The sequence below is a fragment of the Vibrio pomeroyi genome (genome assembly GCF_024347595.1).
Classification (GTDB): Bacteria; Pseudomonadota; Gammaproteobacteria; order Enterobacterales; family Vibrionaceae; genus Vibrio; species Vibrio pomeroyi.
The window spans coordinates 1,736,785-1,763,039 of sequence record NZ_AP025507.1 but is presented as its reverse complement, the minus strand read 5'-3'; the positions used below and the strand labels follow the sequence as shown (position 1 = coordinate 1,763,039).

At 44.3% G+C, this 26,255-nt stretch carries 26 protein-coding genes; 11 read left to right on the top strand and 15 right to left on the bottom strand.

The features are described from left to right. The first annotated feature begins 31 nt into the window (after nucleotides 1-31). Together tdh and OCV12_RS23680 are read left to right on the top strand one after the other, a co-directional pair. Nucleotides 32-1,063, top strand: coding sequence for an L-threonine 3-dehydrogenase (gene tdh, locus OCV12_RS23685; RefSeq protein WP_017059546.1), 1,032 nt, complete (start codon nucleotides 32-34; stop codon nucleotides 1,061-1,063). Nucleotides 1,064-1,240: 177 nt separating this feature from the next. Continuing rightward, entirely contained in the window at nucleotides 1,241-2,101 is an 861-nt protein-coding gene (locus OCV12_RS23680; protein WP_261886375.1) for a hypothetical protein, read from the top strand. Between the two features lie 58 nt (nucleotides 2,102-2,159). On the opposite strand, the gene OCV12_RS23675 is transcribed toward OCV12_RS23680, so the two are convergent. After that, nucleotides 2,160-2,315 (bottom strand): hypothetical protein, encoded by a 156-nt coding sequence (locus tag OCV12_RS23675; protein ID WP_261886374.1) that lies wholly within the window; start codon nucleotides 2,313-2,315, stop codon nucleotides 2,160-2,162. A gap of 287 nt (nucleotides 2,316-2,602) precedes the next feature. Here OCV12_RS23675 and OCV12_RS23670 point away from each other — a divergent pair, with 287 nt between their 5' ends. After that, on the top strand, nucleotides 2,603-2,848 hold the full coding sequence (locus OCV12_RS23670; protein ID WP_261886373.1) for a hypothetical protein: 246 nt from the start codon (nucleotides 2,603-2,605) through the stop codon (nucleotides 2,846-2,848). Nucleotides 2,849-2,925: 77 nt separating this feature from the next. On the opposite strand, the gene OCV12_RS23665 is transcribed toward OCV12_RS23670, so the two are convergent. The 3 genes from OCV12_RS23665 to OCV12_RS23655 form a co-directional block, all read right to left on the bottom strand. Then, entirely contained in the window at nucleotides 2,926-4,149 is a 1,224-nt protein-coding gene (locus OCV12_RS23665) for a DUF819 family protein (RefSeq protein WP_239846724.1), read from the bottom strand. 516 nt (nucleotides 4,150-4,665) lie between these two features. Continuing rightward, nucleotides 4,666-6,588: a monovalent cation:proton antiporter-2 (CPA2) family protein gene (locus OCV12_RS23660; protein WP_239846723.1), complete on the bottom strand. Its 1,923-nt coding sequence runs from the start codon at nucleotides 6,586-6,588 to the stop codon at nucleotides 4,666-4,668. Further along, the gene (locus OCV12_RS23655) at nucleotides 6,588-7,205 is read right to left on the bottom strand and encodes an NAD(P)H-dependent oxidoreductase (RefSeq protein WP_261886372.1); all 618 of its coding nucleotides are present in this window, start codon (nucleotides 7,203-7,205) and stop codon (nucleotides 6,588-6,590) included. Before OCV12_RS23655 ends, OCV12_RS23660 begins: the two co-directional genes overlap by 1 nt. A gap of 318 nt (nucleotides 7,206-7,523) precedes the next feature. On the opposite strand from OCV12_RS23655, the gene OCV12_RS23650 reads away from it, so the two are divergent. Next, a complete protein-coding gene (locus tag OCV12_RS23650; RefSeq protein ID WP_261887126.1) occupies nucleotides 7,524-8,600 on the top strand; it encodes a threonine aldolase family protein in 1,077 nt (358 codons plus the stop codon). A gap of 98 nt (nucleotides 8,601-8,698) precedes the next feature. Here OCV12_RS23650 and OCV12_RS23645 read toward each other — a convergent pair whose 3' ends face one another. Further along, nucleotides 8,699-8,824: a hypothetical protein gene (locus OCV12_RS23645; RefSeq protein ID WP_017060906.1), complete on the bottom strand. Its 126-nt coding sequence runs from the start codon at nucleotides 8,822-8,824 to the stop codon at nucleotides 8,699-8,701. Between the two features lie 247 nt (nucleotides 8,825-9,071). Here OCV12_RS23645 and OCV12_RS23640 point away from each other — a divergent pair, with 247 nt between their 5' ends. Then, nucleotides 9,072-9,506 carry a YccF domain-containing protein gene (locus OCV12_RS23640; RefSeq protein ID WP_017629666.1) on the top strand — a complete coding sequence of 145 codons (435 nt, stop codon included), beginning with the start codon at nucleotides 9,072-9,074 and terminating at the stop codon, nucleotides 9,504-9,506. A 138-nt stretch (nucleotides 9,507-9,644) separates the two neighbouring features. Here OCV12_RS23640 and OCV12_RS23635 read toward each other — a convergent pair whose 3' ends face one another. The 3 genes from OCV12_RS23635 to OCV12_RS23625 form a co-directional block, all read right to left on the bottom strand. Then, nucleotides 9,645-10,568, bottom strand: a complete 924-nt coding sequence (locus OCV12_RS23635; protein WP_261886371.1) for a hypothetical protein — start codon at nucleotides 10,566-10,568, stop codon at nucleotides 9,645-9,647. A 209-nt stretch (nucleotides 10,569-10,777) separates the two neighbouring features. Continuing rightward, complete coding sequence (gene yiaY, locus OCV12_RS23630) at nucleotides 10,778-11,926, bottom strand: L-threonine dehydrogenase (RefSeq protein WP_176679892.1); 1,149 nt, start codon at nucleotides 11,924-11,926, stop codon at nucleotides 10,778-10,780. Between the two features lie 238 nt (nucleotides 11,927-12,164). Further along, nucleotides 12,165-12,350 (bottom strand): hypothetical protein, encoded by a 186-nt coding sequence (locus OCV12_RS23625; protein ID WP_261886370.1) that lies wholly within the window; start codon nucleotides 12,348-12,350, stop codon nucleotides 12,165-12,167. 234 nt (nucleotides 12,351-12,584) lie between these two features. Between OCV12_RS23625 and yjjG the strand changes: the two genes are divergently transcribed. Then, nucleotides 12,585-13,259 (top strand): pyrimidine 5'-nucleotidase, encoded by a 675-nt coding sequence (gene yjjG / locus OCV12_RS23620; protein ID WP_261886369.1) that lies wholly within the window; start codon nucleotides 12,585-12,587, stop codon nucleotides 13,257-13,259. 173 nt (nucleotides 13,260-13,432) lie between these two features. After that, nucleotides 13,433-14,365, top strand: coding sequence for an aromatic amino acid DMT transporter YddG (yddG, locus tag OCV12_RS23615; protein ID WP_261886368.1), 933 nt, complete (start codon nucleotides 13,433-13,435; stop codon nucleotides 14,363-14,365). 23 nt (nucleotides 14,366-14,388) lie between these two features. On the opposite strand, the gene OCV12_RS23610 is transcribed toward yddG, so the two are convergent. Further along, entirely contained in the window at nucleotides 14,389-15,285 is an 897-nt protein-coding gene (locus tag OCV12_RS23610; RefSeq protein WP_261886367.1) for a cation diffusion facilitator family transporter, read from the bottom strand. Between the two features lie 364 nt (nucleotides 15,286-15,649). Here OCV12_RS23610 and OCV12_RS23605 point away from each other — a divergent pair, with 364 nt between their 5' ends. Continuing rightward, on the top strand, nucleotides 15,650-16,000 hold the full coding sequence (locus OCV12_RS23605) for a hypothetical protein (protein ID WP_261886366.1): 351 nt from the start codon (nucleotides 15,650-15,652) through the stop codon (nucleotides 15,998-16,000). A gap of 118 nt (nucleotides 16,001-16,118) precedes the next feature. On the opposite strand, the gene OCV12_RS23600 is transcribed toward OCV12_RS23605, so the two are convergent. Further along, complete coding sequence (locus tag OCV12_RS23600) at nucleotides 16,119-16,997, bottom strand: LysR family transcriptional regulator (RefSeq protein WP_016797108.1); 879 nt, start codon at nucleotides 16,995-16,997, stop codon at nucleotides 16,119-16,121. A 161-nt stretch (nucleotides 16,998-17,158) separates the two neighbouring features. Here OCV12_RS23600 and OCV12_RS23595 point away from each other — a divergent pair, with 161 nt between their 5' ends. The 3 genes from OCV12_RS23595 to OCV12_RS23585 all read left to right on the top strand — a co-directional run bounded on the left by OCV12_RS23595 (nucleotide 17,159) and on the right by OCV12_RS23585 (nucleotide 20,539). Further along, nucleotides 17,159-17,758 carry a class I SAM-dependent DNA methyltransferase gene (locus tag OCV12_RS23595; RefSeq protein WP_048660386.1) on the top strand — a complete coding sequence of 200 codons (600 nt, stop codon included), beginning with the start codon at nucleotides 17,159-17,161 and terminating at the stop codon, nucleotides 17,756-17,758. Nucleotides 17,759-18,043: 285 nt separating this feature from the next. Next, nucleotides 18,044-19,600, top strand: coding sequence for a YjjI family glycine radical enzyme (locus OCV12_RS23590; RefSeq protein WP_261886365.1), 1,557 nt, complete (start codon nucleotides 18,044-18,046; stop codon nucleotides 19,598-19,600). A 24-nt stretch (nucleotides 19,601-19,624) separates the two neighbouring features. Beyond that, on the top strand, nucleotides 19,625-20,539 hold the full coding sequence (locus OCV12_RS23585; protein ID WP_261886364.1) for a YjjW family glycine radical enzyme activase: 915 nt from the start codon (nucleotides 19,625-19,627) through the stop codon (nucleotides 20,537-20,539). Nucleotides 20,540-20,597: 58 nt separating this feature from the next. Here OCV12_RS23585 and OCV12_RS23580 read toward each other — a convergent pair whose 3' ends face one another. The 5 genes from OCV12_RS23580 to yccS all read right to left on the bottom strand — a co-directional run bounded on the left by OCV12_RS23580 (nucleotide 20,598) and on the right by yccS (nucleotide 26,176). Beyond that, the gene (locus OCV12_RS23580) at nucleotides 20,598-21,509 is read right to left on the bottom strand and encodes a LysR family transcriptional regulator (protein WP_261886363.1); all 912 of its coding nucleotides are present in this window, start codon (nucleotides 21,507-21,509) and stop codon (nucleotides 20,598-20,600) included. A 75-nt stretch (nucleotides 21,510-21,584) separates the two neighbouring features. Beyond that, complete coding sequence (locus OCV12_RS23575) at nucleotides 21,585-22,847, bottom strand: hydroxymethylglutaryl-CoA reductase (RefSeq protein WP_261886362.1); 1,263 nt, start codon at nucleotides 22,845-22,847, stop codon at nucleotides 21,585-21,587. A gap of 185 nt (nucleotides 22,848-23,032) precedes the next feature. Next, complete coding sequence (locus OCV12_RS23570) at nucleotides 23,033-23,353, bottom strand: hypothetical protein (RefSeq protein ID WP_261886361.1); 321 nt, start codon at nucleotides 23,351-23,353, stop codon at nucleotides 23,033-23,035. Between the two features lie 121 nt (nucleotides 23,354-23,474). Next, nucleotides 23,475-23,660 (bottom strand): hypothetical protein, encoded by a 186-nt coding sequence (locus OCV12_RS23565; protein ID WP_017629650.1) that lies wholly within the window; start codon nucleotides 23,658-23,660, stop codon nucleotides 23,475-23,477. Between the two features lie 332 nt (nucleotides 23,661-23,992). Further along, on the bottom strand, nucleotides 23,993-26,176 hold the full coding sequence (gene yccS / locus OCV12_RS23560) for a YccS family putative transporter (protein WP_261886360.1): 2,184 nt from the start codon (nucleotides 26,174-26,176) through the stop codon (nucleotides 23,993-23,995). Nucleotides 26,177-26,255 lie beyond the last annotated feature (79 nt).

Genomic DNA, 26,255 nt, shown 5'->3' with positions numbered 1-26,255 from the left:
TACAGTTAGGCGAGATGAACTAGGTAACATTATGAAAATTAAAGCACTTTCTAAGCTTAAACCTGAAGAAGGCATCTGGATGACCGAGGTTGAAAAACCTGAAATGGGTCATAATGATCTTCTTATCCGTATTAAGAAAACCGCAATTTGTGGTACAGACGTACATATCTACAACTGGGATGAGTGGTCACAAAACACAATTCCAGTACCTATGGTAGTAGGTCACGAATACGTGGGTGAAGTTGTTGGCATCGGCCAAGAAGTTCGTGGTTTTGAAATCGGCGACCGTGTATCGGGCGAAGGTCACATCACATGTGGTCACTGTCGTAACTGTCGTGGCGGTCGTACTCACCTTTGTCGTAACACAACAGGTGTTGGTGTTAACCGCACTGGTGCATTCTCTGAGTTCCTTGTGATCCCTGCGTTCAACGCATTTAAGATCCCTGCAGAAATCTCTGACGATCTAGCATCAATCTTTGACCCGTTTGGTAACGCAGTGCACACAGCGCTTTCTTTCGACCTAGTAGGCGAAGATGTGCTAATCACTGGTGCTGGCCCAATCGGTATCATGGCTGCAGCTGTTGCTAAGCACGTTGGTGCTCGTCACGTTGTAATTACTGATGTAAACGAATACCGCCTAGATCTTGCTAAGAAAATGGGTGTGACTCGCGCAGTAAACGTGATGGAAGAGAAGCTTGAAGACGTAATGTCTGATCTTGGCATGACTGAAGGCTTCGATGTAGGCCTAGAAATGTCTGGTAACCCATCTGCGTTCAACAGCATGCTGACTAACATGAACCACGGCGGTAAGATCTCTCTACTAGGTATTCCACCATCAGACATGGCAGTAGATTGGAACCAAGTTATCTTCAAAGGCTTGGTTATCAAAGGTATCTACGGTCGTGAGATGTTCGAAACTTGGTACAAGATGGCTTCACTAATCCAATCTGGCCTAGATCTAACACCAATCATCACTCACCACTACAAAGTGGACGACTTCCAGAAAGGCTTCGACATGATGCGTTCTGGTATGTCAGGTAAAGTAATCCTAGATTGGGAATAAGCAAATAGGGGCGACCCTTAGCTAGTTCAAAAATGAAAATGCCCCAAAGAAATTTGGGGCATTTTTTTGTTTTCTGGGAATCGATTAATTCTTGATGTCGTTGAATGGCTATTTTGAATACCTGCAATCTTTAAAATACGCGCAATATACTGCGTTTAATTTTTAAAGAGGGCTTCAATGGCTTGTAAACCACTTGCACTGATAATAACTGGAATATTATTAACGCCGAATTTTGCGACCGCTAATACCACTATCTCGGAAGGTAATAGCGACCAAGCAGCAGAAAAGGCAGCAAAGGAACTTGCAAACCCCAATACGGCTTACGCGAGCCTTAACTTAAAGCTCCAATACTCCGGTGGTTATGACGGAGGAGGAGACAGCTTCGCCACGGTGTTACAACCAACTCTCCCTTTCCCTATGGATAATGGCGACAAAGTCATCTTCCGTCCTGCTATCTCTTATGTTCAGAATGATTTCAATGTGGATACGCCGACAAGTTTCCAACATATGGATCAGTCAGGAGTGAGCGATATATCTTTCGATCTAGCTTATGCACCCAAAATGGACGGTAGGACTATTGCTGCTTTTGGTCTGTTCGCTTCTTTACCTACTGGTAGTAGTGAACTCACGGCTGACCAATTTGCTGTCGGCCCTGAGTTTATGTACGGAAAAGTGAGTGCTGAACGCGTTGTAGGTGTGTTCCCAAGCCATCTTTATGGCGTATCGGGCAAAGGGGCGGAGCACTCTGATACTCGTATCAACAAGACGTCTACGCAGCTATTTTGGGTGGAGTTGTTGGAAGGAGGGTGGACGCTAGGCTCAGCCCCGATACTCTCCTACGATTGGAATAAAGATCAGGCCGAGATTCCGTTGAATATTAGCGTGAGTAAAACAACCGTTTTGAATGGTCGGCCTTGGAAGTTTGGCATTGAAGCTAATTACTATATCGAGAAAGATGAAAAGACGCGTCCGGACTTTATGTTGAGCTTCAACATTAGCCCTGTAGTGGAAAATAAACTGGCATCTTTATTCGATTAATCTTGGTTTAGTATGACTCAATTAGATGGGCTGAACGATGGTCGTTTAGCCTGTTTAATTAAAGCCAATAGGTTAACCATAAAGCAAATAAAGACATAGCTGATAACAGAGCAACGCGCTTGCTAAACATAGGCCTTTTCCAGCCAAGCTGAGCTACATCTTGTTCTGTCAGTTCTAGGTTTATCTGTTCACAGTATCTATCGAGTTCTTTCATCGTCATCACCTCACCAATCACTTCGATAATCAATATAACTGGATAGGTGTGTTCGTATAAATCAAGGATTATATAACAGGCGTTTAGTCCGCCTGAACGATGGTTCGTTTGATCTTCAATAGGATGGAACCAAGCCTAAATCTCCCTACAGAAAAGCTAATGAAAACAAAACCAAAAACAGTTTGAAACTAAGAATAAACTTAAAACAAACGATTCGTTTTGAATCGAGATACGACCTATTCTCTATGATAGATTTCAAGCACTTAAACTAATTATTGGTGTATCAAATGGTACGAGTAGACGTTAGAAAGTTATCTAACACACTGAGCAATGCAGGCGTTCCAGAGAAGAGGGCGGTGTTACTTGCCAAAGCATTCAAAGATTCAATTAACGAAATCGACCCAGTATCTCAATCGTATGTGAACAAGAAGATTGAGAACTCCAAAAATGAAACTCTCCAATACCTGTTGGCATTTTTGGGGCTACAGATGATCTTGATTCCGTGTTTTCACTACATCATGACTAACCTTTAGGCATAAAAAAGTCCGATATTAGCGTACCAATATCGGACTTTGATGTTTAATGGTTGGTTTGAGCTAAGTTATCTCGATTAACCCGCAGCAGCTTGCATGATAAGGCCACAAATGTAAGCGCCATATGTGCCTAGAGCGTAACCCAATACTGCCATTAGGATACCTACTGGTGCCAATGCTGGGTGGAATGCCGCCGCTACGATAGGAGCTGATGCCGCGCCACCTACGTTAGCTTGGCTACCTACTGCCATGAAGAACAGTGGAGCACGGATTAGTTTCGCCATCGCAATCATAAGTAGAGCGTGGATAGTTAGCCATGTGATACCAATGAAGAAGTAACCTGGGTTGTCCAAGATAGCGGTGATATCCATTTGCATACCGATAGTCGCAACTAGGATGTAGATGAACGCAGAACCTACTTTAGACGCGCCACTGTGCTCAAGGCTACGTGTCGACTTAAAGCACGAAGCGATTAGAGCGAACGTCGTTACCATAACGATTAACCAGAAGAATCCTGATGTCAGGCTGTATTTCGCAAGTTCCGGAGCGTTGGTCGAGATCCAAGGTGCGATAAGGTCACTGAATAAGTGAGCTAGGCCAGTTAAGCCAAAGGCAATCGCAGTGATCTTCATTAGATCGGTTGTCGTCGTTGGACGAGCGTTCTCTTCTTGGTACTTAGATACCGTCTCTTTTAGCTCTTCGATTGATGAAGTGTCAGCTTTAAGCCAAGCATCAATCTTCTTCTGACGGCCCGCCATGATAAGCAACACGGCCATCCAAATGTTTGCACAGATAACGTCTACTGTAATCATCGCAGAGAACAGTTGGTCATCAACCTCAAACACTTCTTTCATTGCTGCTTGGTTAGCACCGCCACCGATCCAAGAACCCGCAACAGTCGTTAGGCCGCGCCATACGTCGCCCGAAACAAGATCAGGGTTGACTTGATCGATAATCAGAATCGCTAATGGGCCACCAATGATGATACCAGCTGTACCCGTTAAGAACATGATGACGGCTTTAGAGCCAAGACCAAAGATCTTACGAAGGTCTGCTGAGATGATCAGAAGAACCAATGCACTTGGAAGTAGGTAACGGCTTGCTACGAAATACAGTTTAGAGTTTGACGCATCGATGATGCCGAAGCTGTTCAATAGCGAAGGAACAAAGTAACAGAGCAATAGACCCGGAACGAACGAGTAGAATTTTTTCAGTGCGCTATTTTGGCTACTTTCCGTGATAAATACACCGCCAAGAATCACAGCTAACATGCCCATTATTACAGCATCATTAGTAATCATTATTATATCTCCTTTAAGGTGAGCGCAAAGGTCTCACTTTTTTGATTGCAGGACTATACCGACAACTTCCATTCGTTACAAATTGTAACGGGAGACATGTTTTGAAATATTTATGTTAATTCAAATGACCTGAATTTGTGAGTTTAACGGTTGATTTATTGGTTTTGTGAATGTTTCTGCTAGGACTAGCAAGCTCGATTTTAATATATGCAATACTGTTCAAACCCCTAAAACCGGTGAACATAATTTTAGTCGAGAATAACATGACTAAAATGAGTGCATATATAGCCATGTTTGAGGTGTGGTTTATGCAAGATGGGGATGTTTCAAAAATGTAAAAAATGAATCCATTTTTGTAAGGTGGACTGAGATTAAAAATTATAACTGGATCACATAAATCATGTAGTTCATCTGGTTTAGAGCCAATGTTTAGGCTTCATTACGCACTTTGTTTGCATATAAATAGAGAAAAAGCGGCTCAAGGGCCGCTTTTTAGTGGTTAGTTGTAATCCTTGACTAGGACTCTTCTTCCTCAAAACCGTCGGCATAGCCTTTCGGTGGCGGTGTCCAACCACGTTCTGAGCGAGAGTGCTTGTCTGAACGGTCTTTCTTCATATCTTCTTTCATTGCTTCTTCTAGGTGAATGAAGATTTGTCGGTAGTTATTGTCGTAACGTGGGTTGTCTTCAGCCTCAGACCAAGCTTGGTATAGCTTTTCAGACTTACGGCTTTCAACACGTTGGTACGTTGATTTTTGCTGCTCGACGAAGAAAGGGTGGTGACCTAAAGAACGTAAGGCTTCCGCGCCCATTTCAAGTGCTGAGTGGTACGTTTCTGATTCTACAAAGTCTGCACCTGCTTCTCTTAGGCGGTAGCTATGACCACGGTCGAATGCACGCGCTAGGACTTTCACTTTAGGGTAAGTGTGTTTAACGTATTTCACTAACTCGACGCTCGAGTCTTGGTTGTCGATAGCCACAACAAGCATGGCCGCTTCTTCAATACCAGCGGTATGCAATAGGTCGTGACGAGTCGCATCACCAAAATAAGATTTGATGTTAATAGAGCGCAGAACGTCTACTTGATTAGCTTGATGATCCAGAACGACTGTTTTGACATCATTCGATACCAGTAAGCGGTTAACGATCTGACCGAATCGACCAATACCTGCAATGATTACCGTGCCTTTCTCTTCGATGGTGTCTTCTTCGCGGTCGTTAGATTTTTGCTCATAACGAGGCAGAATCACTTTATCGAATAGGATAAATAGGCCAGGAGTTAAGAACATCGACAGAGCAACCACTAGCGACAGTGTTTGAACAAGGTCGGCAGGTAACACGTGGTTTTGTGCCGAGAAGCTCAACAACACGAATCCGAATTCACCGGCTTGTGCCAAGCTCAGAGTAAATAACCAACGGTCACTGTTTTTGATTTTAAAGATCAGCGCCAATGTAAATAGCACGAATGCTTTTAGAGCCATTACACCAATGGTTAAGCCAATGATGAGTGCGAAGTCGTTGAATAGAACACCGAAGTCGATGCCTGCACCAACCGTAATAAAGAACAGACCAAGCAATAACCCTTTGAATGGGTCGATGTTCGATTCAAGCTCGTGTCTGAACTCACTGTTCGCCAGAACAACACCCGCAAGGAAAGTACCAAGTGCTGGAGACAAGCCCACAAGGCTCATCAGTGCTGCAATACCGATAACAAGCATGAGTGCGGTCGCAGTGAATATCTCACGAAGGCCAGAGCTCGCAACAAAACGGAACAGTGGGCGACTTAGGAAGTGCCCGCCAACAACCACAATGGCAATAGAAGCGGTAATAACAAGACCGTATGCCCAGCTAGGAAGGCCTGCAACCAAACTTAGTTCATCGTGATGCGCTGCGGTTTCTGCTGCACTCTCTGCCAAGGCAACCAGTTCAGGAAGCGCAAGTAGAGGAATGAACGCCAACATTGGAATAACGGCAATATCTTGGAACAACAGAACTGAGAAAGCATTCTTGCCGCCTTCAGTCTTAGATAGCCCTTTTTCATTGAACGTTTGCAGAACAATCGCTGTCGATGAAAGCGCGAAGATCAAACCGATAGTGAGAGCGATAGTCCAAGGTTGACCAAAGGCGAGGGCAATGCCCATCACAATCGCAGTAGTGCCGCCAACTTGCAGACCACCAAGACCCATCAGGCGGTTTCTCATCGCCCAAAGCATCTTAGGTTCAAGTTCAAGGCCGACTAAGAACAGCATCATAACCACACCAAACTCGGCAAAGTGCTGAATGGTTGTGGTTTCTTCACCTACTAAGCCAATGATAGGGCCAATCACAACACCTGCAATCAAGTACCCTAGCACTGAGCCTAACCCGAGTCGCTTAGCAATAGGCACTGCGATGACAGCAGCAACTAAGTAGATAAATGCTTGTAGAAAATATCCCGTCATTATTTAACCTCTGCAATTAGTTCTTCTACGTAGTGGTTTAGCTTTTCTGCCTTGCTGGCTTTTTTGATGTTAATGTCACCAGCAACCAGCGCCTCTAACAGCACTTTATAGCTATCGACATGCTCTTGAATGCGGTTTTCTTCCAAAGCGGTACGTGAACCAAACAGAGCAAATGGTGCGAGGTAGGTCATTCCACATAAAGACGCGGTTTGTTCAATTGGGTGAAGCAGTTCTCGAATAGTGAAATGGTTGTAGCCATCACTTTGATAAGCGTCTTTTTTACCACCGGCAGTGATGCTGCATAACAAGTTTTTACCCTGTAGCTCATTGCCATCGGTGCCGTAAGCGAAACCATATTCAAGAACCAGGTCTTGCCACTCTTTTAGAATTGCTGGTGTTGAGTACCAATATAGTGGGAACTGAAAAATGATGATGTCATGGTCCAACAGGCGTTTCTGTTCACGATCGATGTTGATTTTGAAGGTCGGATACTCAGCATAGAGATCGACACAGGTTACCCCATCAATGCGCTTGGCTTGCTCAAATAAGGGTTTGTTCGCTTCAGAGCGATGCTGAGAAGGGTGGGCGAATAGCACCAAGACTCGATTTTTCGACATATAGCCCTCTTTGTCCATTAACGAATAATGCTTATTGGAATTATAGATATACAATAATAGATGAATGATTGAAGAACAATGAATTAGCCCATACTTATCTACTTAGGTGTATGTTTTTAGGAGTGTCGTACTTGCTATCTGAATCGGGTATAAAACACTCGTCAGTTTGTGTATTTCTGGCATATCCAAACTATGACTAAGTAAAACTAATTATTCGCGAATAATAACAGCGAACATGTGCATTTTATGTCACCGTTGACGTCTAACGTAAATAATTCAATCACCCTACATAGAACTACAATGAATAAAGGAAAAGATATGAGCACGGACTTGCGTCAACAATGTAATTTGTTGCTTTCTGGTCACTTTGAACCGACTCCGGCACAAACATTTGCTCAGATGGCTGAATGGTGTGAAACGAACAATGTGCGTCATGACAGCTATGGCGATGGTGAGTTCATCGAAGGCTTTGAAGCCAAAGTTGCAGAGCTGCTTGGCTATGAAGCCGCGGTGTTTGTTATTACTGGCACAATGAACCAACCGACGGCGTTAGAGATTGCGTGCCAAGAGAAAAGAAACCCACTCGTTGCGATGCATGAATCGAGTCATATCATGCGTCATGAACGCCAAGGGTATCAGCTCCAGAACCGTTTCAATGTACTTCCGGTTGGTAATGTATTTCGCACGTGGAATGTTGATGATTTAAAGGCTTGGCCAGATGAGATCGCGGCGGCGTTGTATGAACTACCGATGCGTGAGATTGGTGGGCAACTGCCAGAATGGGAAGAGCTTGAAGCAATTAAGCAATACTGCAAAGAACAATCGATCCATCTTCATATGGATGGTGCACGTTTGTGGGAGTGCGGAGCGTATTACCAAAAGCCTTATAGCGAGATTGCGAAGGGTTTCGATACGGCTTATGTTTCGCTCTACAAAGGGTTAAACGGCCTTGGTGGTTCACTTTTATTAGGTGATAAAGCCTTCGTAGCGAAAGCGTCGGCATGGATGAAGCGTCAAGGTGGCAATGTGTACCATCGAACGCCTTATGTGGTTTCGGCGGCCATGCAGTTTGACCAAAGACTCGAATTGATGCCCGCTTTGTATGAGCGCACTAAGCAGCTTTACCAAATCTTATTGGACTACCCGCAATTCAAGGTGAATCCACAACAACCTCAAGTGAACATGCTTCACCTGTATTTACCGGTGAGTTATGAAGAGGGCATCATCGCGCGAGACAATATCGCTAAGAAGCACAAGGTTTGGATAGGAAACCCAGCAATCAGCGAGCTACCGAATCAATGTAAGATCGAGTGGTATGTGGGTGATAACTTATTGAGCTTACCAGATCACGAGCTGATCGATATTCTAGATTTTATTAACGAAGAGCTGGTTTGATTACAGAAGCGTTGAATTGTTCGCAGCAGAAGTGAGTTAATTGTGGTGAATACAGGGCATGTTCCCTGTATTCATTCAAATAGAAACAACGGTGCGTGTTACATATATTGGTTGATGTACACGTCGACTAAAAACATGAATACAGGTACGGTGCTGAGAAGTCCGAAGAAGACGATTGGCACCCAGTTTTTCATTTTCTTTTTAGGTTGCTCAGTGTTGTTCATAAATTCGGCCTTAAATTCGTTGTTGAGTCTGTTTAGCTTTGTTGCACTAAATAATCTGCGAGCATGGTATCAAATAAACTCGATGAGCCCTATGCGGATTTGGCGTTTCGTGGCGTGTATCAAACACATAAAATCTCGTTGATTCATAAGCGGTTCATAAAGACTCAATAATAATGAACCTATCAGAATAAGTATTGCCTTACTCGGCATATGAAAAAACAGCATTCAAAGATTTGGAGAATACAGAATGAAAACAATAGGAAACATCATTTGGTTTCTGTTCGGTGGCGTATTTATGGGACTGGCTTGGTGGTTCTTCGGCCTGCTCGCGTTCCTTACCATCGTAGGTATTCCATGGGGACGAGCGTGTTTTGTCATGGGTAATTTCTCATTCTTCCCATTCGGCCAAGAAGCGATTTCTCGTGATGAATTGACTAACGAAATGGACATCGGCACCAGCCCGTTAGGCGTGATTGGTAACGTGATTTGGTTCTTATTTGCAGGTATTTGGCTTGCGATTGGTCACATCATGTCAGCTGTAGCGTGTTTCATTACCATCATCGGTATTCCATTTGCGATTCAGCACCTTAAGTTAGCACTTATCTCATTGGCGCCAATCGGCAAAACGGTTGTTGATAAGCGTGAAGCAGAAGCAGCGCGAGTAAGAAATTACAAAGGTTAAGATTTCAGCCTGAGCCTTATAGAAACAGAAAAGCACATCATTCGATGTGCTTTTTTATTGGTGCTAGGTTTATCTTCACTAAGGCTTTTGATTGGTTAGACGATGTAAGCTCAGCATTAGCGAGCTAAGCGTTGCGAGCTAAACGTTATTGAACAAGACCTCAATTCTAAGAGTGATATTGGCTTCTTCCGTGTGCTTTTCGTAAGGCTCTCTTTCCCACTGATAACGCGGGATGACTTCGTAAAACAGCCACTCTTTCCATACGTTTTCTCGGTAGGTCACAGATACCTGAGAGTATTCGTAGTGATTATACGGTTCGCTGGTCGCCGAGATAGTCGCGCTGTATTGCAGAGCTTGGTCTTGAGAAAGGTAATGATACAAGGTCAACCCTGTTCCATATTCCCAACCTTTGAGGTCGTCGTTATAACCCGAAAAATTTGACCATCGCGCTAAGAAGTCATCACTTAGGGAAAGATCAAAATCGATATCGGTGATCTCTCCGGTCTCTTTCTTTTCTTGATATACACGCTGAGTCAGCCTGAATACCGCATCCGTTGTTAGTGGATAGGTAAATCGATAGCGAGCTTCGATACGCGGACGCAGTGTCGCCTTGATATTGAAGCTACTGTAACCCTTGGCATAAGCGTCGTAACGCAAGCCCAGTGCGCTCTCTAGTTCTTCTGAATCTTGCGGAAAGAAATCTAAGAACTCTTCATCACCGACTGATTCATAGATTAACTTCAACCGTTTACTCACAAAAGGCAGGTGTAAGCGTGCATTGAGCTTAGTCGAGTAGTCAACATCGCCACCTTCTGAATAGATAAAGTCGTTGTACCAACGAACAGAGGTGCCTGCACGAGCATCTTCGGTAATACGGTCATCCACAAAGAAGCTGTCAAACCACAACGCTGGTTGGCAAAACTTACTGTTCAGGTAGTGGTAGGCTTTCTCGACCGGGGCGTCTTCTAACGGTTGGCTGTGACACTCATCTTTTTCCTCCGCGAGAGCAGAGTGAGAAACGAGTGAAGCTAATAATGAGGTGCTAACTATCCAACGACTCAATGGAACCTATTTGTCATTCTATATATCAATAGGTTGACTATAACCAAGCGATCGCAACAATGCGACTTTTTCGTGGTGAGTCGCTATTGATTAACGGCTCTTGGGAGTGGGGGAAGACAAAGATTTGAAAGGGATTGGACAGATAAAAGAAAATGGGCTCAGAAGGTGAGCCCATTTGTGTTTATATTGATTGGTTTCTAGAACCTAGATTACATTGCCGCTTCGAAGATCGCTGAGATTTCTTCGTGAGTTGCTTGTTTAGGGTTAGTGAAACCACAAGCATCTTTCAGTGCGTTGTCAGACAGAGTAGGGATGTCTTCTAGCTTAGCACCAAGCTGCGCGATGCCTGTTGGGATGTTCACGTCGTTTGCTAGTTGAACAATCGCGTTGATAGCCGCTTCTGCACCTTGCTCTGGTGTCATGCCTTCAACATTCACGCCCATTGCTTTTGCAACATCACGTAGACGCTCAGGGCAAACTTGCGCGTTGTAGCGTTGAACGTGTGGCAGCAGGATAGCGTTACATACACCGTGTGGAAGGTCGTAGAAACCACCCAATTGGTGCGCCATTGCGTGAACATAGCCAAGAGAAGCGTTGTTGAATGCCATACCCGCCATGAACTGTGCGTATGCCATTTGTTCACGAGCTTCAATGTCTTCGCCGTGCGATACTGCTGTTCTTAGGTGCGCTTGCACAAGTTCAATCGCTTTAATCGCTACTGCATCTGTGATTGGCGTTGCTGCGATAGAAACGTAAGCTTCGATTGCGTGTGTTAGCGCGTCCATACCTGTTGCTGCAGTCAGTGATGCAGGTTTAGCAAGCATCAACTCTGGGTCGTTTACTGAGATAAGCGGTGTTGTGTGCTTATCAACGATAGCCATCTTAATATGACGCTCTTCATCAGTGATGATGCAGAAACGTGTCATTTCAGATGCTGTACCTGCTGTTGTGTTGATAGCAATAAGAGGCATCATTGGTTTTTCAGACTGATCGACACCTTCGTAATCTGCAATTTTGCCGCCGTTAGAAGCAACTAACGCGATACCTTTTGCACAGTCGTGCGGAGAGCCACCACCTAGAGAAACAACGAAATCACAATCGTTGTCAGTCAGCAATTCAAGGCCATCGTTAACGTTAGTGATGGTTGGGTTTGGTTGAGTGCCATCGAATACAACTGCGTCTACGCCGCGCTGGCTAAGAAGGTCTTGTACCTGCTTAACTACGCCAATTTGGTTAAGGATTTTATCTGTAACGATCAGACCTTTTTTAAAGCCTTGAGACTGAATGCTATCAGCAGCATCCTTCAGACAGCCAGTACCCATGAAGTTGATTGTAGGGATGTAAAATGCAGTAGACATTGGAAAACTCCGTTAATTATGATTTTTAATTTCCTACATGGTGTCGGCAATCAACTGGTTGACCATTGATCTGGAACAACTTTGATCCCGAACTACCACTTTGTGGCTATGCGTTGTGATAGCGCTCATATAGCAATCGTTTTTATGGTTTTCAGATATGTTTATTGTCAGTAATGGATGGCAAGCAATCGATTGATTTAATTGCAGAATGGCGCTCTATAACCATGAAAAATAACGGCTATTCGGTCAAAGTTGTTTCTAGCTCATCTTTTTCCAATATCTCAATTGAGTCATCGCTGCATGTAACTTGAGGTTGTTGAGGCTCATCGGGATTTATCGAATCAGAGGTGTCTTGTGATTCTTCATCATAATATTTAACAAGAAATGGGGTGAGCATGACAGATGACGGTAAGAAGTGCTTCATAATACCTCCCGGTACTTAAATGTATTTCTTGTATGGTATTGGTTTAATATGTGGCAAAATTTGCGATACATCATGACTTGCTGCTTGTTTTCTATAAATTGTTAGATTTATATACAGGCTCACAGATTTACGAGTAAAGTGATTGCCAGCCTACAAGGCGAAGAGAAAAATTAAGCAAAACTACGATAAAAACAGACACAGCACTGCTCAACAGCGCGAATAACAGGACAGATAATGAAGTACGATTGGATATTCTTTGATGCGGATGAAACCTTGTTCCACTTTGATGCTTTTCAAGGAATGAAGCTGATGTTCTCCCGTTTTGGTGTGAACTTTAGTGAACAGGATTATTCGGTTTACCAAGAGGTGAATTTACCACTTTGGGTAGATTACCAAGATGGCCGCATTACGGCAGCTCAACTAAAGCACGCGCGTTTTGAAAGCTGGGCAACAAAGTTAGAGACAACAACAGCAGAACTAAACAGTGCATTTTTGACCGCAATGGCAGACATCTGTTCTCTGCTCCCAGGTGCAAAAGAGTTGATGGAGTCTTTAAAAGGCAAAGTTAACATGGGCATCATCACGAATGGTTTTACTGAGCTGCAATCTATCCGTTTAGAGCGAACTGGAATGACAGATTACTTTGACCATGTGATCATCTCTGAAGAAGTCGGTGTCGCGAAACCAGATGCTGAAATCTTTGAACATGCACACAAGCTTGTTGGCTTACCTGCAAAGCAACGCGTATTGATGGTCGGAGATAATCCGCATTCAGATATTCTAGGCGGCTTGGATTTTGGTATTGAGACGTGTTGGCTGAACAGCCAAGAGAAAGCGGCGCCAGCGGGAATCAACCCTCATTATCAAGTTAAGTCTTTAGCTGACCTGCAAGCACTCCTATTGGCATAATTGCTAATTGCTAATTGCTTTTAGATTTTTGAGTGAATGATTGATAGCCGAGTACAGTTATGTGCTCGGCTACTTATTTTTACCTTCTGCAAGTTATCGATAGTGGTGCTTAAGCCTATCTTTGCTTTAAGCTCGCTTTGATTACCCAATAACAATAAAGAAAAGGAAGAGGCGTGCTGAAATCTCATCGCCATAGTTGCTACGGCATTGCTGCTATTTTACTTTGGAGCTGCTTAATCGCGCTATCTCGTAGCGTATCTGAACAACTGGGCCCAATCGGCGGCGCTGCCAGTCTTTATACAGTGAGCTCGTTGTTGTTGGTCTGTGCTATGGGTTTACCTAAGCTATCGCGCTTCTCTAAGTCGTATCTATTGATTGGCGGTGCTCTGTTCGTTTGTTATGAGATCTTCTTGGCTCTGGCTTTAGGAATGGCAAACAACCGACATCAAGCTTTAGAAATGGCCGTCATCAACTACTTATGGCCAGCATTGACGGTGTTGTTCGCAGTACTACTCAGCGATAAAAAGATTAATTGGTTGGTTTACCCAAGTATCTTCTTAGCCTTCTTTGGCGTGGCTTGGAGTATCAGCGGCGATCAGGGGCTTTCTGTTGAACAAATCGCTGCCAATGTTGCTACTAACCCTAAAACTTATTCAATGGCGTTTTTCGGCGCGATTATTTGGGCGGTTTACTGTAATTACACTCAGAAAGTGGCGAAAGGGCAGAATGCGATTGTGTTGTTCTTTATCGCGACAGCAATCACCTTGTGGATCAAATATGCCTTGAGTAACGAAACCGGCATGGTGATGACAACCAGTGCCGCAATTGACTTAGTGTTAGCCGGTGTGTGTATGGGCGCAGGTTACGCACTTTGGAATACAGCGATACTTGGCGGCAATATGGTCTTCTTGGCGACCATGTCTTATTTCACGCCTATTTTTGCGACCTTACTGTCTTCCATGATTCTAGGTTTGTCACTGAGCATGACGTTTTGGCAGGGCGTTTGTATGGTGACGATTGGCTCTCTAGCTTGTTGGTGGGTAACCAGAGACAAAAAGCCGACGGTTACGGCGTCGGCTTCTAAAAAGGTTCAATCAGAGTCTTAGTTAGTAAGAGGCTTTCTTGACTCTTAACTCGCGATATTTAGATTCAATTGAAGCTCATAAGGCATCTTCGATAAGCGTCGCTTAAGTTGGCGGCGCGTACGTTCAATATCATCAACCGCAATCGCATCTTGGTCATTGGTATGAATATCAACGTTGATTCTTAGCTCAGGACCAACCTTAGTTACGCCCATTAGTTCCAAATCTTGATCCGCTTCTTTGTCTACAGCGACCACGTTTTTATCTACCGCATCACAAATGTCTTTGGTTGCTGACATCATCAGCAGTTCACGCATTGCTTCGCGTAACATGTCGAACGGTACTTTGATGAAGTAGAAAGACATCAGCAACATCATCATTGGGTCGGCATATACTGCGTATGACGCAAGAGGTGAGAATGTCATTGCCCACGCAACAACGAAACCCGCCGTTACCGCGACACTCAATAGTGTATCCATCTGCCACTGTTTAGATTCCGCTTGAATCAGGCCTGAAGAGATACGTTTGCTTTTGTTAGCGATGTACCACCAAGCGTAACCACAACCCAACACGTTGAAAATACCAAACAGAGTTGCGATAGAAGCATCGACCTCACGGCCACCTGTCATCAAGGCACCAATCGCAGAGTAAAGCGAATAACCAACCACAAGTAGAATCACAACGGCTTTAATCGCAATTACAATCGGTTCGATGATAGCTCGACCGAACGGAAACTCTCTATCCGAAGGGCGGTTAATGTATTTTGAAGCAACTAGTGACAATAAAGTTAACAGTAAGCTGATAAGAGAATAGACACCGTCAAATACTATGACCAGAGAGCCAACGATAAGACCCAACACCAATCCGCCAATAGCGAAGCCTGATGCTAAAAGGGCTGAGAACAATAGTACTCGATTTTCGTTTTGGCTTTTCCTGTCACACATAATATTATCCAGATGTTTTTGATAACTTCATTGTTCTAATAATGAGCTAACTTTACAAACTTTATCTGATGATGTTTATATGTACTATTTAAGTAGTTCATTAAAATTATTTTAATTCAGTGACTTAAGTTGATTTTGAGGTGTCAATAAAGTTGACGATGACTGTTTTCTAGGGGATGTGTGCAACTGAGAATAGATGGTTTATGATTAATGAAATATATCAGTCATCAGTGTCGTATAGCTTCGTGAGCTCAATGTTTACATAAACTTAAGCATATCGATAAAGGGAACGTTAGCGTTCGAATACGTTGCGTAAATCGTTCAGTTGTAGCTGCATGACATCTGTATCAAGGAATGGATAAATATGAAGTTTGATAACCTCAGTGACAGCGAGTTATGGACGATTGCTACGCCTATTATGGATAACTTGATGGAAGGTTCAACCAAGGTTGACCACGCACAACACTGTCGAGACTTTACACAACGAATGAAGGATATCGTTACGCCTGAATACTTGGAGAAGGTGTGTCATCATTATCAGCACAGCAACGGATTTTTTGCTGAACGTGAGCCTGTGGCGCTATTCAGACGTTCTGATTCTATCGCCTTTGTGTGGAAGCAAGCATATACCATTGCCAAAGGCGAGTTTGTGGCTGAAATGGTGCTGGTTGAGGAGGAGGGACGTTACTTAGTGGATCACGTCATGGTTTTCTAAGCGGTTCAGTCTTTGGTTGCATCAGTATTAGGCTGTATCAGTATTGGTTTACTAGTCTTAGTTTGCACAAGGCGGCGCAGGCAATAGCTCGCGCCGCTCTTAAATTGGGAAGCTAAAATTAGAAATCGAACAAGTAGTCGCTGAGCTGATCCGCGAGCCAGTTCATACCAGGGTGTTCAGCCATGCCTGCTGCGGTAAACATGCAGTAGTCTTCTTGAGTCAGGCCGTAGGTGTGTTTGATTACCGCTAACTCTTGTTCACGTAGCAAGTGACGAATCAGTGGCTCTGGCATTACGCCCCATGCCTCTTCACGCAAAATCGTATCTAACATGAAATCAAAGCTAGAAAAGCCGATGTAACGGCGCGAGAAGGGCTCAAGCTCAGGATTATCCTTTTCATTGAGATAAACCATGGTCGCTTGCATTGAATTTCTTAACACCTCATCAGAAACACGTCTCATTGCACTCAGATCGTGTCCTTTCTTACACACCGACATCATTCGAATCTTACCAAGCGGGTTGTAGATAATGCGCGGGTCATCAACACGTTCGTAATCGACACCAAAAGCGAAATCCACTTGCTGAGTCTCAACCAGGTTGGCTAAGTCGCCACTCGACGCGAGAACAAAGTTGAATGAGGTAGAAGGGTACTTGTTATTGAGGGCATGCGATAAATCCTGCCACATCTCATCGGGTAATGAGTCGTCGCGAGCAATCCATATCTCGGCGTTGAATTCGCCAGACACATGCAAGCACGTTTGTTTAATGCGCGCAGCTGTCACTAACATGCCTTCGCAGTCTTTGTAGATGGCTTTGCCTGCTTCAGACAGTTCGACGTGATTTCCGCTACGCACGAACAGTTCTACATCTAACTCTTTCTCTAAGGCTTTAATCGACATGCTGAGTTTGGTTCGGTTGCATTCTAGCTGGCGTGCAGCTTCAGATACTGATCCTAAATCAGCAACAGAACAAAAGGCTTGGACTTGAGAAAGGTTCATTTCATTTCCATATTGAGCGGGTGTCGGTGCATATTATCTGAATATTGTGCTGACTATCTTAGAAATAGTCCATCTTTGCATGATAACTCTATGACGAATTGACTAATTTGGTTTACTCTGGGGAAGTTCCGAACCTACAAGAAGTAAAGATGGAGGCCATGATGGCGAAACAATGGGACGAGTACGCCGTTGATTGGGATAAAGATCCCGCGACCGCAGTATTCGCACAGTCCGTATTTGACCAGTTGACACAGCTCGTTGATTTAAACGGAACCCGTGTCCTTGATTTTGGTTGTGGTACAGGACTACTCAGCCAGAAAATATCTCCTTTAGCAAAAGAGATCATCGCACTCGACATCTCCGAAGGGATGATTGAAGAGTTAGATAAGAAAGAGCTACCAAACGTCGAACCGGTTGTTGATATTTTATCGCGCGGACTAGCAGCGCAGCATCCAGCATTCAGAAACCAGTTTGACCTAGTGGTCGCTTCTTCGGTGTGTGGTTTTATCCCGAACCTACAAGACACAGTCAGTCTGATTTACACATTGCTTGAAAACGACGGCACGTTTGTCCACTGGGATTGGTATCTAGAAAATGGCAGTGAAGATTATGGCGTAAGCCAGCAGCGCTCGGAGAATGTATTGAGTGCGGCAGGTTTTTCTGTTGTTGAAGTGTCGACACCGTTCTCGGTTGATACACCACAAGGTGAGTTAAAAGTACTGATGGGCGTTGGACGCAAACAAGTGCTCCCTCATCTGTAATTGCTTCCCTGATCTGTAAAGAGATAGATTTAGCTAACTCTGACAGAGCAAACCTAAATAACGAAACCCACATCAACGGCCTGAAAGTCAGTTATGTGGGTTTTTCTATTTTTACGGCTTCATGTTTTAAACGGACTATTCCTATTTCTATAGCTAGTGTCTTAATGGCGGCTAATTCCAAATATTTGATTTCCATTTTGGAAAAATAGTCTTGCATACATTTCATTAGTGGAAATACAACGGTGAGATATAAAATAAGCCCATAACAATTTTAAGGGTTTAATCATGAGCCACCAATCTGCTTCTCCACAACTTTCAGAGCAACAACAACGCTTTAGCAATATCATTTCAGATGCCAATCTGTCGCCAAAACAGAAGTCGAGCTATCTTGCCTTAGAAGCTGAAGCTAGCCTGCCGTATATGCCGGTAAGCAATGAAGTAGAGCAAGCCTTACAACAAGGTGTGCTATGTGACATGTTCGAAGGTCACGCCCCATTTAAGCCGCGCTATGTGCTTCCCGATTATTCTAAATACTTACATCAAGGCTCAAAGTATTTAGAGCTTAGCGCGGCAACTAATTTCGACGAAGCATTGAACATGCTGACCATCCTTTATCATCACGTTCCGTCAGTGACTTCCATTCCGGTTTACTTAGGTCAACTGGATGATGTGTTGATGCCTTTCGTTGGCGACTTAACAGAACAACAGGTTTATCAAAAGCTTAAGCTGTTCTGGATTATGTTGGATCGCACGCTGCCAGATGCTTTCATGCATGTAAATATCGGCCCAACAGATAACATCATCTGTCGCAGCATTTTACGTGTCGATGCTGAACTTAAGCAGATCGCACCTAACTTAACTTTTATGTACGACCCAGCTGTGACACCTGATGATCTGTTGCGTCATGCAGCGAGCAATATCTGCGAATGCAGCAAGCCACACATCGCCAACTATCCTGCACATGCCGCAGCGTATGGTGATAAGCGTTTTGGTATCGTGAGCTGCTACAACTCGCTACCTTTGGCGGGCGGTTCAAATACGCTAGTACGTATGAACTTGAAACAAGTGGCGTTGAAGTCTGAGGACAGTGCCGATTTCTTACAACAAGTGCTACCAAACTATAGCGGTATCATGGTTGAGCTGATGAACGCGCGTAGCCGTTTCTTGCATGAAGAGTCTAACTTCTTCGAAGGCTTTTTAACCAAAGAGGGTTTGATCGAAGAAGATCGATTCGCACCAATGTTTGGCATTTACGGCATGGCTGAAGCTGTGAACATCTTGATGGAAAAAGAGGGCAAAGCAGGGCGTTATGGTCATGACGAACAAGCCAACCAACTCGGACACCGTATTTCTGAAAAGCTGGCTGAGATCGTTGAAAGCTCTGAAGTGAAGTATGGGTTGGAAGGCAAGGCTCTATTACACGCTCAAGGTGGCATCAGCTTAGATGAAGACGTAACCCCAGGTGTGCGTATTCCTTATGGAACAGAACCTGATCCTGTTTCTTACGTTCGTGCGACTGCGGGTCACCATAAGTTCTATACCTCAGGTATCAGCGACATTCTGACCATCGACGAAACAGTGAAGTCGAACCCTGAAGCGATGTTCAATCTGTGTAAAGGCGCAATCCAAGCGGGCTACCGTGAGTTTACTGCCAACGTTGCATCGAACGACCTAGTTCGTGTGACAGGTTACATGATTAAACTGTCTGACATTGCTAAATATGACGAGCATGGTTCGCGTACTAACACGACTTTCTTGGGAGCCGAAGCTGCGAAGAACACGGGTATCTTAGAGCGTAAACCGCGTGTGGCGAGTTTAGAGATGACACCAACGTACGAATAGCGTTGCAATCGAATCACATTAATTATGAAAATTTCTGATCTAACAACTCAAATGGCTAGGGTTAATAACAATAAGACAGAAAAACAAGCGAAGGTCAGCCGTGTGCTGACCTTTTCTTGTGTTGATGGACCGGGAAATCGCCTAGTGCTGTTCCTACAGGGGTGTAATTTCGATTGTATAACCTGTCACAACCCACACACCATTAATCACTGTAACCACTGCGGAGACTGCGTCAGCGGGTGTCCAAGCGGTGCGTTGAGCACCGTTGATGGCAAAGTGAAGTGGGATCCGGTGGCTTGCACTAATTGTGATCAGTGCATTGACATCTGTAACCATAAATCGAGCCCGAAAATCACATCGATGACGGTCTCTGAGGTACTTGAACTCGTTAGGCATAACCAATTCTTCCTGAGCGGTATTACCGTCTCGGGTGGCGAAGCAACCATGCAACTGCCGTTTATCATCGAACTGTTTCAAGCGATAAAAAGCGACGCGCAGTTGGCACACTTAACGTGTTTTATTGATAGTAACGGTTCGTTGTCTAAACAAGGCTGGGAGCGAGTATTGCCTTACCTTGATGGCGCGATGATTGACTTAAAATCTTTGCAATCAGAAACACACCAATGGTTGGTCGGCAGAGGAAACCATCGTGTGTTTGAAACCATTAACTATTTGGCTGATAAAGGTAAGTTACATGAAGTTCGGTTACTGCATATTCCGAATAAAAGCGATCTTGAGGACGAGATAGAGCAAGTTGGCTATTACTTAAATGGATTGCCAAGTGATGTGCGGATTCGGCTCAATGCGTTTCAACATCACGGTGTGATCGGCGAAGCATTAGAGTGGCCTAAATGTACAGGGCAACAAATGCAGAGCTTTCACGACAAGCTCTACGCGATAGTTCAAAGACCGATGCAAACGCCAGAGGTTTATACCTAGCTTTTAAGTGGTTTAGACGCTTAGTCACGCTTCAAAGAACGTTAAGTTATTAAAAGGGTTAAGCTTCTAAGAACAAGTCACATAGCCATTTGATCGCTTGATCATTCATGTTTGGTTTGTTCCATACTAGGCTGTACGCCACTTTACCGTAATCGAAGGGAAGTGGCTTACTCACTAATCCATGCGCTTGTTTCGCATGTTCAGCCCATTGCTTTGAACAGGTGAACAAGAAAGGCGTGTGATGACAAAGCACGGCTGCAGCACCAAAGTCCGCTACCGATATCGCCATCTCTCTCGGCTGGTGGCATTGAACTAAGTTTTGCTCAAAGTAAGGCTGAGACAGTTCATTATCTAAAATACCAATATGCTTGTAATCTAAATAACCCTCGACCGTCAGCTCTTGCTGAACGAGCGGGTGGTGGGCACCCATCAAACAAACCATCTCATCGGGAAGAATGGTTTCCCATACCAGCTCTTTATTATCGGTTGGAGGCTGAGAGATATCATGAGGCAACAAGATCAAATTCACCTTGCCACTAAGCAAAGCATCGAAGCCAAGTTGTTGTTTCGAATAGATATTGAGTTTCGCTTTGGGCGCAAGTTCTGTGGTGATTTTACTGATCTTGGAGGCGAACACTTCAAAGGTGCTTTCACGCATAGAGAGCGAAAAGCTGCCTTGGTACTCCTCTGGAGTAAAACTCTTTTGATGAAGGAGTCCATTCATACTGGAAAGAATGGCATGAACGGTTGGGGCTATCTTTAAGGCAAAAGGTGTTGGGATTAGCTTGGTGCCGTCTCGATAGAAGAGTTCATCGTTAAGGATGTCACGCAGTTGCGAGAGTGTTTTACTTACACTCGAAGGGCTTACACAAAGTTGTTCAGACGTTTGAGTCACGCTGTGGGTGTTCAGCATAATATGCAGCGCAGTGAGGTGCTTAAGGCTCACTCTCGATAAGTGTAAGTAATCCATGTGTGACTCACGTATTCAGATTGGCTTGTGATTTTTCATGAACGACAAAACCGAACAAGCCAAATTGGATTAAGGTTATTTACGAGCTAGCTTATGGTGAGCTCGCGAAAAGTGGCCTGCACAGAATGCGCCGACAATCGATAACTCGCCCGCCAAACACAGCGCAGCACAGACTTCGGCTAAGGCTTGTGATTTACCATTGCCGTGCAGTCCTAACAAATCGAGACACGCTTTTTGGCTTGGCAACCCAGTACCGCCACCGACAGTTCCCAACATCAGGTTCGGCAGAGTCACGCTTGCGTACAAACCGCCTGCTTTGTTCAGTTCCATACGTGTCATACCGATCGCAGACTCAGCAACACACGCCGCGTCTTGGCCGCAAGCAATGTAGAGCGCTGCTAGTGCATTCGCGTAGTGGGCATTGATACCAATCGTGCCACTCAAAGCGCCACCAACGGTTGTCATCTGGCCAAATTGCACCATCTTCTCAGGTGTGGTGTGCAAGTACTTAGCAACAAGCTCAGCAGGAATGTTTACTTCAGCGGTGACCTTTTTGCCACGAACACTGCGTAAGGTTTGTGTATTGGCTTTTTTGTCGCCCGATAAGTTGCCATCAAGGAAAGCATGGTCAGGTTTAACTGGTGTATTTTCAATGATGTATTCAAACACGGCATTGGTCGCAATGGTCACCATATTCTGACCAGAAGCGTCCCCAGTGAGAAATTCAAACACCAAGTAGACATGGTTGCCTTCGATGTTGATATTGATGTCGGTAAGCTTGCCGTGTGATGTGGTTGATTCAGCTAAGGTTTTAAATTGTTCATATTGGGTTACTGCCCAAGCCACAAACTGTCCTGCTTCTACTAAACCTTGGAATGCAAAACCGGGAGTACGTGTTACGCCTTCATTGAGCAACATCGCACTTGCGCCACCACAAGCTGTAATGAGCTTTGAACCACGGTTGTATGACGCGACAAGCGCAGCCTCAGTGGTTGCGAGTGGTACCAAGTAATCTCCCTCAGCAAACAGACCATTGACTCTTAACGGGCCAGAGACACCGACAGGCACTTTTACTGTTCCGATAAAGTGTTCGATGTTTTTCTCATAAGCTTGAATCTGACTTTCAGTATGCGAGTCGAGCAGCTCTTTTTGCGATTCTGCGTTATCGAGCGCTGTCCAACGGCGTGTGAGATTCTTTTCTGTCAGGTAGGGGCTAGGTGTCAGCTTGTTTACTGGCTTTTCAAAGTGAGGTTGAAGCTTTTTTTCTAATTCGTCTGCGGAGATGTCGCCTCCTAAAATAGAAACATAGTCACGGCGATGCAGATTTAGTTTTGGCATAAATAGTATGAAGTAAAGTTTGTGCAGCAAATTGGTTTGCGCTGATTCTACCGAGTAATAAACCAGAAACAAGCGTCAGATATAATGAGTTACAGTTTGTGTGCTTATTGCGTCAAAAAGCGTCCAAAGTGGGTGAATCAAGTCGATTTAGAACATTGAAAATAAGTGCGAACAGTAAGTATAGCTTAGATGTGGATGTCGAGAAGACTACCGATCGCTTCGCTTTGACGATCAACCACACTCGCTCCCACACGGTTATAACTGGCACTTTGGGTTAGCTTCAATAGTGAATCGGTTGAGGATGAAATAGGTTCTGGATCTTTGTCTTTAAACGAAATGGATTGTTCAGGCTCTACTTGGTTGAAGCTGAGATCACTGCCTTTGAAAGCATCATCGGATTCTGGAGTATGTTTAGAGGCTAGATTGAGCTCGAGCGCGGCTTCTTCAGCCATATTGTTTGACTGCTGAATAATGGCGTAACCAGATTGAATACCAGATATCGACATAGCAGAACCTTTAATTGACGTGTTGAATAAGTCTAGGTGGACGATATTTTGAGCGCAATGGTGAAGGGGTAAAATTTACAGTGAAACAGTGTACTTAAGCTAAAATAGTGACGTCTGTCTATTAACTGAACAGATCGTTTAATGCATTTAGTTCTTCATCAGTAAGAAGAGTTTGTTGTTCCGTTTCAAGATTACCGTCAATCTCGCCTTGCAATGCTTTTAATTGCTGTGGGCTAAGAAGCTGAATCTGTTGTTTGAATGCTTCAAATTGTTGTGTATTCATAATGTGACCTTGGTGCAAATCCATATGCTCAATTGAGCATAGACTACTGGTGCGGGAAATCAAACAAGATTAAGTGAATATCAAACGAAATTTGTAATTTCCTAGAACTAAGACAACTATAAATTCCTCTGGTCGTTTTTTGTCCGAGAAATGTTAGGCAAAGTTAAGGCTTGGTCAATCAAAGTCAGAAAATTCCTACAATGTAAAAATCGTCTTAACCCTTATGGGGTAAGGGTAGGTAAGCAGTTGCTCTACTCAATTAGAGGTATTGGTAGAGCAACATATAACTGTAACAAATGATCAAAAGGTATACGATTAATGCTATCTTTTTGTTTTTACAGTATTTTGTTTGTCTATTAAGAATCAGCTTTATCGAGCGGTTTATCAATCTTCACCTTGACCGCAAACTTGGTCGCTAGCGTATGCAGTTCTGGAAGCATTCGATAAATCAAATGAAGCTGTTGTAAGACCATTCTGACAGAGCTTTCATCTTCTTCTCGCCACTCACTTAGACGTTTATCAAGTTCAGGGTCGTATGCATTTTTAACCTCACACTGTTCACGATGTGAATAGAGTTGGTCATTCAGAGCATCAAGGTGCTCGTGTATCACACGGTGTGCATCGAGAACGAGCTTGTGTGTGGATTCGTCGTCGATACGCGTTCTGTGCGCGCCCAGTGCCGAAATATAGCTGAGTAGGGCGTGATTCAGCGTTAGAAAGCGAAAGCTCTCATCTTCCGAAGTACGATATTTACCGGGTTCCACTAACATGCTGCTGATAGCACCAGTCAGGTTCGCATCGTTATTGTGTGCACTGCGGCGGGCGATGCGGTAATTCAGCGTGTCTTTCTTACCTACACGATATTGGCCGATGATCTGTGCGAGGTAGTTCTTATTGGAATCAAGAGCATCAGCCATCACTTTATGCAGGCGTCTTGATTGCCAGTCAGGCAATACATAAACCACCGCCAATACAGCGAGGGCACAGCCTATGAAGGTATCTGCCAATCTTGGTAGCACCACGGCGTAGCCTTCGCCAAGTTGGTTAAAGCAGAACAATACCAACAGGGTGATGAAGCCAGTTGCGAAGCCGTAGTTGTTGATACGGAACGCAAAGAACATCACGCCACTGATCACAATGAACACCAATTGGCTCTCTTGAGAAGGGAAGAAGGTCAATAGCGGAACCCCAATCAATAAGCCTGCAACCGTACCAATGACACGCGCAGTCAGCTTTTGGCGAGTAGCACTGTAGTTTGGCTGACACACAAATAGCGTCGTCAGTAGAATCCAGTAGCCGCGTTCAATGTCAAAACCTTGAATAATGCCGTAACCGAGTGTCAGCGTGATCGCCATACGAATCGCGTGACGAAACAACATTGAATCTGTATGCAAGTTGGCTTTTATCTTTTGCCACATCGCAGTCAAGGTGTGCGGATTGGTATCGTCTAGGACATCTTCTTCTAGTTTTTCTGCATCTGGGTTACTGATGTTCGATAGCTGCTTTTCAACCGTTGCGAGGTTATTGAATAGGTAATCCAATTGGCTCAGCAACGGCTTCCATTCTGGTTTGTTTTGCTGATGCAGATGATTCAGCGAAGACATCAGTTCATCAAGCGCCAATACCGATTTATCGCCATGTTGGTATTCCGCGCCAACCTTTAGCGAGCTAGCGACTTCTTTACACGCGGTTGCTTGCGCTTCCAGCAGATATTTAAAACGGAACAGCACATCAGAGCGCTCAAAGTGTTTGGCAAGTTCTTGATAGCGATAGTGAGTCGAACTTACGCGCTCGTGAATGTCTTGCGCGATGAAGTAAGTATTTAGGAATCGGTCACTGGGTCCGTCAATGTGTCCGCGTTTAGAGCGATTAAGCAGGGTTGCTTTACACATGTTGAGTGCATTGACGGTACTTGCATTTAATTTCGCTTCAATAATGCGGTGTGGCTGAGGGATAAGATCAGATACTGGGTAGAATAGCTCAGCCTTGGATCCCATGTAGGTGCCAATCTGATCAAACACGTTAGCAAGGTTTTGCTGCACAGGTTGCATCGGCCACACAATCTGCCAGATCATCGACATGAAGTAGTACCAAGCCGCACCTGTTAAGAGCAATAACGGTTGGAACCATAAGTTGATGCTTTCATGAGCGCCGAGCATGGTGTAGATAGCAACCAGCAGAGAACCAAAGGCGATGCTGGCGTATTTAGGCCCAATTGCGCCGAGCATGATGAACGAGAATGTGGATGCGAAAAGACCTAATGCGAATAACCAAGGTGTGTCGAACAGCAGTTCTATAGAAAAGGCGGCGATCGCAAAACAGATAAAAGTCAGGGTGAGCGCTTTCAAGCGTCCCGTAAAGCTGTCATCACTTTCTGCCAGTGCAGCGGCGATGACACCTAAGATCAATGGAGTGATGAGTGTGTTTTGCCCATAATACCAAGCAGGAACGACAACACCTAGCAGAGTGATGAGAATTAATACGCTGTAATTTATGGTTTTATTCGCCCAATAGAGGCGTAATTTGGCTGAAAAGTCCACAGTCGCTCACTTGACACACTAAAAACCATAATCCTAACAGAAATCAAGCACAAGAATTTGATACTTATCCATAATTGCC